Raw genomic sequence first — 9,614 nt, forward strand, 5'->3', positions numbered from 1 at the left:
CTTCAGATCTCCAGCGGCGTGACGCCCATGAAGGCGCCCAGGTGGCCGAGTTGGGCGAAGGCCATTTCCGGGCCGGTCTGCACCGCGCAGCCAACCTGGCGTGCCCGGTTCAGCAGCGGGGTGATCTCGGGCGAGGTGACCACGTCGGCGACCAGGGTTTCGGCTTGCAAGGTGGCGAGCAGTGCGGCAGGCAGCGGCAGCTCCGCGCTGCCGCCCATGCCGACCGGGGAGGCGTTGACCAGCAGATCGAAGCCTTCCAGCCCGTCGACCCGGGTGGCGATTTCGACCGTGGGGAAGGCATTGCCGAGCAGTTCGCACACAGCGCCCATGCGCGCTGTGCTGGGGTCGCTGAGGGTGATGCTGGCGATGCCGGCCTCGCCCAGCGCATAGGCGATGGCACTGCCGACCCCGCCGCAACCGATCACCAATGCATGCTTGCCTGCCGGCTCGAAGCCATGTTTGCGCGCAGCACCGAGGAAGCCGGCGCCGTCCACGTTGTCGCCCATCAGGCGGCCGTCATGCTCACGGCGAATGACATTGACCGAGCCGAGGGCGGCTGCGCGCTCGCTCAGGCCGTCCAGGCGGCTGGCCAGGGCCTGCTTGTACGGCACGGTGACCACGCAACCGCGCAGGTTCTGCCAGCCGCGCAGGGTGCCGGCAAAGGTCTCCAGCGCGGCCTCCTGCAGGTCGATGGGCAGCATGGCGAGGTTGCAGTTGTTGTTGGTGAACCAGGTGTTGAAGTTTTCGGGGGACTTCACCTGGGCAATGGGCGAACCGACGATGCCGACCAGTTCAGTAGAACCACGAATCATGCTGACCTCCTTTTTGGCGTTGTTATGGAGGGCAAGGGTGAGGCAAGGGGGCATGGGCAACAATGCGCTGATCGGGTATTTAGTGCGATAATCGCATTGTTGATCCGGTTATCGCGTTAATCGGCTGAAATACCCCTGCTTGCGAGTCGAATAAATGAACACCCCCACTATCCACCCCCGTGACCTGATCGCCGGCTTGCAGAAAGGCCTGGCGCTGATGCAGCTGTTCAGCGCCGAGCAGCCGCGCCTGAGCGTGCCGCAGGCGGCCAGGTTGTCCGGCCTTACCCCCAGTGCCGCGCGGCGGTTTCTATTGACCTTGGTGCATGAGGGCTTTGCCGAAACCGATAGCCGTGAGTACTGGCTGACGCCCAAGGCGCTGCGCCTCGGCCAGGCGTATGTAGACTCGGCGCAGCTGCCGCGCATGCTGCGGCCGATCGTCGAGCAGGTGGCGCGGCAGACCCAGGAGCATGTGTCGGTGGGCACCCGTGATGGTGACGAGATCATCCACCTGGTGCGCAGCCGCTACAGCCATGTGGCCTCGTTGTCGATCAGGCCGGGATCGCGGGTGCCGATGTATTGCACCGCCGGCGGGCGTGTCTGGCTGGCCTGGCTGGATGAGGGGGAGCGGGATGGGTACTTTGCGCGTAACCCGCTGCGGGGGCTGACGCCTTATACGCAGACGGACCGGGTGCAGCTGGAGGCGGAGTTGCTGCGGGTGAAGGGGCAGGGGTTCTGTATCGTGGACCAGGAGTATGAAATCGGCATGCGCGTGCTGGGTGTGCCACTGCTGGACCGGGCTGGCCGGCTGAAAGCGACGTTGACCATCACCACCCATGCTTCGCGGTTGAGTGTGGATGAAATACGCTTGCGGTATCTGCCGACCCTGTACGAGGCGCAGGCGCTGTTGCGGCCGGTGCTGGATTGAGGCGTCAGGGTTTGGGGGCGTGTTGCCTTCTTCGCGGCTAAAGCCGCTCCCACAGGGTACGCGGACCGCTTGTGAATTCAGTTCTCTACCTGAAAGCGCAGCCCAAAGGGCTGGGCATCTCCCACAGGGAGCGCGCTTTGGTGCGGATATGCGCGGTACCTGTGGGAGCGGGCCAAGGGCCTCGGCTTATCTCTCGATCTGGCGATTCCAGCGGGCGTTCCATTCCGGGCGCTGAGTGTTGACCTGATCCCAGTCAATGGTCACGGCAGTCTGCAGGTAGGTCTGCATGGCCTCGACCTGGCCACGGGTCTTGTCGCTGGTTGGGGTGTTGGGGTTGGACGGGATCTGGTCACCCAGCTCCAGGGCCGGCGACTGCGCCTCGGGGCTGAGCAGGAACTCGGCGAGCTTCTGCGCAAGCTCCGGCTGGTCGTTGTTGGCCGTGACGCATTCTGCCTGGTTGAGCACCACGGCACCTTCCTTGGGCGCGGCGTACTCCACCGGGATGCCTTTGAGTTTCAGCGCCGTCACCTGGGTGGGGGTAAGCGGGAACAGCGCGGCTTCGTCGGTTTGCACCATTTCCGAGAGCTTGGCCGAGTTGGGGATGTACTCCAGCACGTTCGGGCCCACGTTCTTCTGCCAGGCCGTGAAGCCCGGGTTGACGTCGGTATCGCTGCCGCCGTGCAGGCGGTTGTACATCAGGAAACCATGCAGGCCGAAGGTGGACGATGCCATCGACTGGAACACCACCTTGTCCTTGAAGCGCGGGTCGGCCAGGTCGTTCCACGAGGTGGGCGCTGCCCAGCCTTTGGCCTTGAACAGGCGGCTGTTGTAGGCAAGCCCGGTCACGCCCAGGCTTACGGCCGCGGCCTTGTCCTTGATCAGGGCCTTTTCCGGCAACTGGGCCAAGGTCGGGTTGGGTTTGAGCGTGCTGCACAGGCCCATGCCGATGGCGCGGTACATGATGCCGTCATCCAGCACCATCACATGGATCGACGGCTTGTTCGGGGTGGCCTGGACCTTGGCCAGAATGTCGGCCGAGGTGCCGGGGACGATCACCACCTTTACCCCGTTGGCCTGCTCGAACCTTGGCAGGATGTCGTCGCTGAACAGCCGCTCCATGGTGCCGCCGTTCATGCCCAGGTACAGCGTGGGTTGGGCCATGGCGGGCAGGCAGGCGAACAGGCCGGGCACGGTGCAGAACAGGGCGAGCAAACGTTGCTTGTGCGTCATGACAGGTTTTCCTTGTGGTGGTGGGGCTGGAAACGCTTGATGGAAAAGGCCGCCAGGCTGAGTGCCGGCGCGCCGTGCAGGATGCATTGCGCCAATGCTTCACCAGCGGCCGGGCCAATCTGGAAGCCGGCACCGGCAAAGCCGAAGCCATGCAGCAGCCCGGGTTGGGACAGGCTGGGGCCGAGCACCGGTTCGTCATCGGGCAGGTAGCCCTCGGTGCCGCTCCAGGTGCGAATGGCCTGGGCGCCGGCCAATGCCGGGTACAGCTCGGTGGCATTGCGCAGGATGTCGAGTACTGCGGCCTGGCCTGGGCGTGCGGTGGTCGGGGTCAGGGCAAAACCGCGCCCGCCGCCCAGCACGCAGTTGCCACGCGTCACCTGGCGGGCGTAGATGCCGCCGCCTTCGACCCCGGTGCTGGCGGTCATGAACAGCGGCAGCGGCTCGGTGACCAGCATGGCCGGGTGGGCGGCGGTCAGCGGCACTGGCTCGCCGAACTGCTCGGCCAGTTGCGCCGACCAGGCACCGGCGCAATTCAACAGCCAGGGTGCCTTGAAACACTCGCCGCTGCTGGTGTGTACGCTGAAGCGGTGGCCGTCGTGGCCCACCTGCAGTACCTTGCACTGCTCATGCACCTGGGCGCCGTTGCGCCTGGCCGCCTGGGCGAAGGCCGGTGACACCAGCCGTGGGTTGGCATGGCCATCTTCGGGGCAGTACGAGGCGCCGACGGCGATATCGCCTACCCAGGGGAAGCGCTGGCGCAGTTCGTGTCGTTCAAGCAGTTGCAAGCGCAGGTCAAAAGCCTGGGTACGCCGCGCATAGGCCTTCAAGGCATCGAAGTCGGTTTCGCTGCGTGCCAGCTTCAGGTGGCCACTGCGGGCGTATTCGCCGTCGATGCCGATCCACGCGCGCAACTGCCCCCAGATGGCATGGGCACGCATCGACAACGGCAGCTGGGCCAACGAGCGGCCCTGGCGGCGCACGCCGCCGTAGTTCACCCCGCTGGAATGCGAGCCGCAGAAGTCGCGCTCCAGCAATGCCACTTGCTGGTCAGCGCGGGCCAGGGTCAAGGCCGCGCTGCTGCCGATGATGCCGCCGCCGATGATGATGGCGTCCACTTCGATCAGCTTCATGGTTTTATCTCCAGGCCGAAGGGCAGGGGTTTGACCGGTGCCTGGCCGCGCAGGCGCCCGACCTGGTCAATGGCCCGACCGCTTTCGCAAGCGATCAGCTCAGCGGCAGCGGCACCGCACACCCGCCCCTGGCAGCGGCCCATGCCGACCCGGCACATGGCCTTGACCCGGTTGATTTCCCAGTGCCCGGCACGCACGGTGGCGCGGATTTCCCCGGCGCTGATCTGCTCGCAGCGGCACACGGTGAGCTGGTCCGGGGCCTGCCGGGCCCATTGCTCGGGAAATGGAAAGGCCTGCTCCAGCCCTTGGCGGAAGCGCAGCAGGGTGGCCAGGCGCTTTTCCAGGTGCTGCTGGCGTTGCGGATTGCCGGGCTTGCCGAGGTCGGCCAGCAGTGTCAGGGCGGCCAGTTCACCGGTCATCTCGGCACCGTCGGCACCGAGGATGCCAGCACCGTCGCCCGCCAGGTACACCCCGGGGCTGCTGGCCCGGCCCTGGGCATCACGTACTGGCAGCCAGGCGCGGTTGAGCGCGCTCCAGGCGAACTGGCAACCCAGCAGGTCGGCCAGTTGGGTTTCACTGCGCAGGGCGTGGGCGAATGCCACGGCGTCGCACGCCAGTTCATGTTGCTGGCCATTGTGCGACCAGCGTATACCGCTGGCCCGTTGTTCGCCGTCGATACCCAGCAGGGCCACGCCCTGGTGCACCGGTACACCCTGGCGGGCCAGCCAGGCGCGGTAGTAAAGGCCCTTGGCAAAGGTGCCCGGTTGCAGAAGCAGGCGTGGCAGGGCACGTACCTGGGCGCTGAACGGCGAGGTGTCGAGCACCGCGCTGACCGTAGCGCCGGCCTTGGCGTACTGGTACGCCACCAGGTACAGCAGCGGGCCGCTGCCGGCCAGCACCACCCGTTCACCGATCGCGCAGCCCTGGAACTTCAGGGCGATTTGCGCAGCGCCCAAGGTATAGACCCCGGGCAGGGTCCAGCCGGGTATCGGCAACACCCGGTCGGTAGCACCAGTGGCGACGATCACCCGGTCGAACGCCAGGCGGTCGGCCAACTGCCCCTGCTGCAGGGTATCCAGCACCTGCTCCTCGGCGTTCCACACCAGGGTTTCGGGGCGGTAGTCGATCTGCTCGCGTAACTGTTCGAGGGTGCTGTGCAGGGCCTGGGCCTTGTCAGCCTCGAAGCCATACAAGGCTTTGGCCGGACGGCGAAAGTTGGCTGGCTGCTGGCGGTAGATCTGCCCGCCGCCACGGCTGGCCTCGTCCAGCAGTACCGGGCGTATGCCGTGGGCCACCAGGGTTTGCGCGGCGCGGATGCCGGCCGGGCCGGCGCCGATGATCACGATCGCACTCATGGCTGGCGCCCCGGGTCGCGGGTCACGCAATGGCCCGGTTCCAGGAAGGTCGAGCAGGCACGTACCCGACGGCCATCCTGCAGGCGTACCCAGCAGTCCTGGCAGGCGCCCATCAGGCAGAAGCCGGCGCGTGGTTCGGCGCTGAAGTCGCTGCCGCGCAGGTGCCCGGCATTGGTCAGGATCGCCGTCAGCAGGGTATCGCCGTTCATGCCGTTGGCCGGTTGGCCGTCGAGCAGGAAGGGCAGTGGCTCGCGGTCGTGTTCGGCCACGCGCTTGAACAGGGGCATAGGGGCATTCCTTGTCATTGCTTGCCCACCAGCACGCGGTCCAGGCCATATACCCGGTCCAGGGCGACCATGGTCAGGGCGGTGACGGCGATCACCAGCGCAGAGACGGCGGCCATCATCGGGTCGATGGATTCGGTGGCATATACGTACATGCGCACTGGCAGTGTCTGGGTGGCGGGCGAGGTGACGAAGATCGACAGGGTCACTTCGTCGAAGCTGTTGATGAACGCCAGCAGCCAGCCGCCGGCCACGCCGGGCAGGATCATCGGCAGGGTGACCTTGCAGAACAGCGTCACCCGGCCAGCCCCCAGGCTTTGCGCGGCCTGTTCGGCGCTGCGGTCGATGCCGATGGCTGCGGCCAGTACCAGGCGCAGTACGTAGGGGGTGATCACCACCACATGGGCGAACACCAGCCAGGCGAAGCTGCCATTGACCCCCAGCAGGGCGAACAACCGCAGCAGGGCCACACCCAGCACCAGGTGCGGGATGATGATCGGCGACAGCAGCAGGCCGTTGAGGAAACCTTGGCCGGGGAAGCTGTAGCGGGTGATCGCCAGGCCCGCCGGTACGGCGATCAGGGTGGCCAGCGAGGCAGCCAGGGCCGCGAGCTTCAGGCTGTTGTAGAACGCATCGAGGAAATCGGCACGCTCGAACACGGCGCTGAACCAGCGCAGCGAGAAGCCGGCGGTGGGCAGGCTCAGGGTGTTTTCCGGGGTGAATGCCACCAGGCACACCACCACCAGCGGGGCGAGCATGAACAGCATCACCAGGGCGTGAAAAGACAGGGCCAGCGGGCCGTTACGGGTCATGGGTTCAGACTCCAAGTGCGCGTTTGTAGCGGCGTTCGACCAGCCGGTTCCAGCTGAGCATCACCAGCAGGTTGATCAGCAGCAGGGCCACGGCGATGGTGGCACCCATCGGCCAGTTCAGTTCGGCCAGGTACTGGTCGTAGATCAGGGTGGCGACCATTTTCAGCCGGCGCCCGCCCAGCAGGCCGGGGATGGCGAACGAGCTGGCGGCCAGGCCGAACACGATCAGCGTGCCTGACAGCACGCCGGGCATGATCTGTGGCAGCACGATGCGGCGGAACACCGTCCACTGGCTGGCGCCCAGCGACAGCGCGGCCTGCTCGGCGGCCGGGTCGAGCTTCTGCAGCGAGGTCCACACCGGGATGATCATGAACGGGAGCATCACGTGGACCAGGCCGATGATCACCGCAAAGGGCGTATACAGCAGCTTCACTGGCTGCCCGCCGAGGGCGGTGATGCCCTGGTTGACCAGACCATCGGCGCCCAGCAGCAGGCTCCAGCCAAAGGCTCGCACCACCACCGAAATCAGCAGCGGCGTCAGTACCAGGATCAGGAAGATCGAGCGCCACGGCGCGCCCATGCGGCTGAGCACCAAGGCTTCGGGAATGCCGATCAGCACGCACAGCAGGGTGACCAGGGCGCTGACCCAGAAGGTGCGCAGAAAGATCTCGTAGTAGTAGGTGTCGGTCACCAGGCTCAGGTAATGGCCGAGGGTGTACTGGCCAGCCTGGATGCCGCTGCTGTAGTCGAACACGTTGAACGAAAGCAGCAGGGTCAGCCCCAGTGGCACCACCAGCAAGGCCAGGAACAACAGCAGGGCCGGGCTGCTCAGGCCGTAGCCCCAGGCGCTGCTGTGCAGCTTTGCCGCGCTCATGCCGCCACCTCGCCAGCGTTCAGCACCCGCAGCAGGGCATCGTTCCAGTCCAGGCCGACCTGTGTGCCTTCATCCAGCGGTGTGCTGCCGTCGTTGGCACGAACCACGGCCAGGTTGCCCAGGGCGGTGTCGACCCTGTACAGCCATTGGCTGCCGAGGAAGTAGCGGCAGCTGATGCGGCCTGCGAGCTTGCCGCTGCCGGCCGGGCCGAGGCTGATCTTCTCCGGGCGCAGGCTGAGGGTCAGTGGGCCCTGGGCATTCGCCTGTGGTTGCCCGCCGGGTCCGGTTACGCCGCGCAGGCGGTTGGCCTTGCCGACAAAGTCGGAAATGAAGGGTGTGCCTGGGTGTTCGTAGAGGCGGTAGGGGTCATCGACCTGGGTGATGCGCCCGGCCTCCATCACCACCACCCGGTCGCTGATCGACAAGGCCTCGGCCTGGTCGTGGGTGACCATCAAGGTCGTAATGCCGACTTCGTTCTGGATGCGGCAGATCTCGAACTGCATTTCTTCACGCAGGTGCGCGTCCAGGTTGGACAGCGGCTCGTCCAGTAGCAGCACCGGTGGTTCGATCACCAGTGCGCGGGCCAGGGCCACACGCTGGCGCTGGCCGCCGGAGAGCTCGCGTGGGTAGCGCTCGGCATGCTTGTCCAGGCGCACCAGCGCCAGGGCCTGGTCGACCCGGCGGGCGATGTCGGCGCTGGCCACCTTGCGCATGCGCAGGCCGAAGGCGACGTTGTCGCGCACGGTCATGTGCGGGAACAGTGCGTAGCTCTGGAACACCACGCCCAGGCCTCGGCTGGCCGGCTTGGCGTGGGTAATGTCGCGGCCGTCGAGGACGATGCGGCCGCTGGTGACCTCGACGAAGCCGGCAATCATTTGCAGGGTGGTGGTCTTGCCGCAGCCGGAAGGGCCTAGCAGGGAGACGAACTCGCCTTTTTCGATGGCGAGTGACGAGCTGGCCACTGCCTCCGTGGCGCCATAGCGCTTGCAAAGCTTGTCGATCAACAGAAAGGTCATGGCTGTGCTCCATCGCAAACGGAACCGGGGTCAACCGGCAGTTTCAGGGTGGGCAGAGCGCCAGCGGCGAAAAGCAAAGCTTTACGGACGTTGGCGCTCGCTGCTGTGGCGGCGGCCGATGTTGTGATATCGCCCTATGGACCGGAGAGTAGGGCAATGATTAGGATGTCGACAAAGGGTAATTTCACTCAGTGACAGCTATTTTGAAATTATTCCACTGACTGAAATTTGCAGGGGTTTAACGAAAAATGGATTCCGATAAACGAAACGAACAGGCCAGGGAAGTGGGTGTCAGTGCGGTGTCCCGTTTGTTCGCCGTGTTGCGAGCGCTGGGCGATTGCGGCGGCGAGGGTGAGAAGGTCAGCCAGCTGGCACAGCGGGTGGGCCTGGCGCAACCCACCACCCACCGTCTGTTGCGCAGCCTGATTGAAGAAGGCATGGTCGACCAGTGCGCGACCAGCAAGCGCTACCGCCTGAGCCTGGACTTCTTTGCCCTGGCGGCCAAGGCCGGGCAAGCGGGCAACCTGCGCGATGTGGTGCGCCCGAGCCTGCTGCGGCTGTCGGCCTCGCTGGGTGATTCGCTGTTCCTGCTGGCGCGTTCGGGGTTTGATGCGGTGTGCCTGGACCGTAGCGAAGGGCCATATCCGATCCGTACCTTCACTGGCGATATTGGCGGCCGTGTGGCCTTGGGCGTGGGGCAGGGCAGCCTGGCTATCCTGGCTTTCCTGCCAGAGGAGGAGCGTGACGAGGTGATCCGTTACAACCTGCCGCGGCTGAAGGATTTCCACCATTACGACGAAGTCATGTTGCGCGCCGAAATCGACAATGTGCGCAGCCTCGGCTATGCGGGGCGCAACACCGGTGTGCTCGATGGCATGGCCGGCCTGGCGGTGCCGATCCTCGATCGCAACGGCCATGCGGTGGCGGCCCTGAGCGTGGCGACCATCAGCGACCGCCTGGGGCCCAACCGCATGCCGACCGTGGTGGCGCTGCTCAAGCGTGAGGCGGCGGCGATTGGCGAGCGGATCAACCCGTTCGACCCGGTGCTGCGCCGGCCTTCGCATGTGTTTGGTTGAGGGCCATTTTGGTCAGGGCAGTTGTTTCTGCCGGTACGGAGCAAGGCCTGGGCCGGATGCTGTCCCTGTGGGAGCGGGTTTACCCGCGAAGCAGGCAACG

At 65.9% G+C, this 9,614-nt stretch carries 10 protein-coding genes; 2 read left to right on the forward strand and 8 right to left on the reverse strand.

Annotated features, from left to right (window positions below; genetic code table 11):
• Nucleotides 1–2: 2 nt before the first annotated feature.
• Entirely contained in the window at nucleotides 3–812 is an 810-nt protein-coding gene (locus M2S36_RS22970) for a shikimate dehydrogenase family protein (protein WP_333957901.1), read from the reverse strand.
• 154 nt (nucleotides 813–966) lie between these two features.
• Here M2S36_RS22970 and M2S36_RS22975 point away from each other — a divergent pair, with 154 nt between their 5' ends.
• Nucleotides 967–1,737 (forward strand): IclR family transcriptional regulator, encoded by a 771-nt coding sequence (locus M2S36_RS22975; RefSeq protein ID WP_207830463.1) that lies wholly within the window; start codon nucleotides 967–969, stop codon nucleotides 1,735–1,737.
• Between the two features lie 186 nt (nucleotides 1,738–1,923).
• Here M2S36_RS22975 and M2S36_RS22980 read toward each other — a convergent pair whose 3' ends face one another.
• From M2S36_RS22980 to M2S36_RS23010, 7 genes are read right to left on the reverse strand one after another with little or no spacing between them, the layout of a single operon-like run.
• Nucleotides 1,924–2,967, reverse strand: coding sequence for a polyamine ABC transporter substrate-binding protein (locus M2S36_RS22980; protein ID WP_063913622.1), 1,044 nt, complete (start codon nucleotides 2,965–2,967; stop codon nucleotides 1,924–1,926).
• Complete coding sequence (locus M2S36_RS22985; RefSeq protein ID WP_233694914.1) at nucleotides 2,964–4,097, reverse strand: NAD(P)/FAD-dependent oxidoreductase; 1,134 nt, start codon at nucleotides 4,095–4,097, stop codon at nucleotides 2,964–2,966. Before M2S36_RS22985 ends, M2S36_RS22980 begins: the two co-directional genes overlap by 4 nt.
• Nucleotides 4,094–5,452 carry an FAD/NAD(P)-dependent oxidoreductase gene (locus M2S36_RS22990; protein WP_333957903.1) on the reverse strand — a complete coding sequence of 453 codons (1,359 nt, stop codon included), beginning with the start codon at nucleotides 5,450–5,452 and terminating at the stop codon, nucleotides 4,094–4,096. The genes M2S36_RS22985 and M2S36_RS22990 overlap by 4 nt, the downstream gene beginning before the upstream one ends.
• Complete coding sequence (locus tag M2S36_RS22995; RefSeq protein ID WP_207830453.1) at nucleotides 5,449–5,739, reverse strand: (2Fe-2S)-binding protein; 291 nt, start codon at nucleotides 5,737–5,739, stop codon at nucleotides 5,449–5,451. The genes M2S36_RS22990 and M2S36_RS22995 overlap by 4 nt, the downstream gene beginning before the upstream one ends.
• 14 nt (nucleotides 5,740–5,753) lie before the next feature.
• Nucleotides 5,754–6,548: an ABC transporter permease gene (locus M2S36_RS23000; protein ID WP_025339622.1), complete on the reverse strand. Its 795-nt coding sequence runs from the start codon at nucleotides 6,546–6,548 to the stop codon at nucleotides 5,754–5,756.
• Between the two features lie 4 nt (nucleotides 6,549–6,552).
• Complete coding sequence (locus tag M2S36_RS23005; RefSeq protein ID WP_207830450.1) at nucleotides 6,553–7,422, reverse strand: ABC transporter permease; 870 nt, start codon at nucleotides 7,420–7,422, stop codon at nucleotides 6,553–6,555.
• The gene (locus tag M2S36_RS23010) at nucleotides 7,419–8,438 is read right to left on the reverse strand and encodes an ABC transporter ATP-binding protein (protein ID WP_207830448.1); all 1,020 of its coding nucleotides are present in this window, start codon (nucleotides 8,436–8,438) and stop codon (nucleotides 7,419–7,421) included. Before M2S36_RS23010 ends, M2S36_RS23005 begins: the two co-directional genes overlap by 4 nt.
• A gap of 248 nt (nucleotides 8,439–8,686) precedes the next feature.
• Between M2S36_RS23010 and M2S36_RS23015 the strand changes: the two genes are divergently transcribed.
• On the forward strand, nucleotides 8,687–9,514 hold the full coding sequence (locus M2S36_RS23015; RefSeq protein ID WP_207830446.1) for an IclR family transcriptional regulator: 828 nt from the start codon (nucleotides 8,687–8,689) through the stop codon (nucleotides 9,512–9,514).
• The last annotated feature ends 100 nt before the right edge of the window (nucleotides 9,515–9,614 follow it).

The organism is Pseudomonas sp. SF2 (assembly GCF_036858055.1).
Lineage (GTDB): Bacteria > Pseudomonadota > Gammaproteobacteria > Pseudomonadales > Pseudomonadaceae > Aquipseudomonas.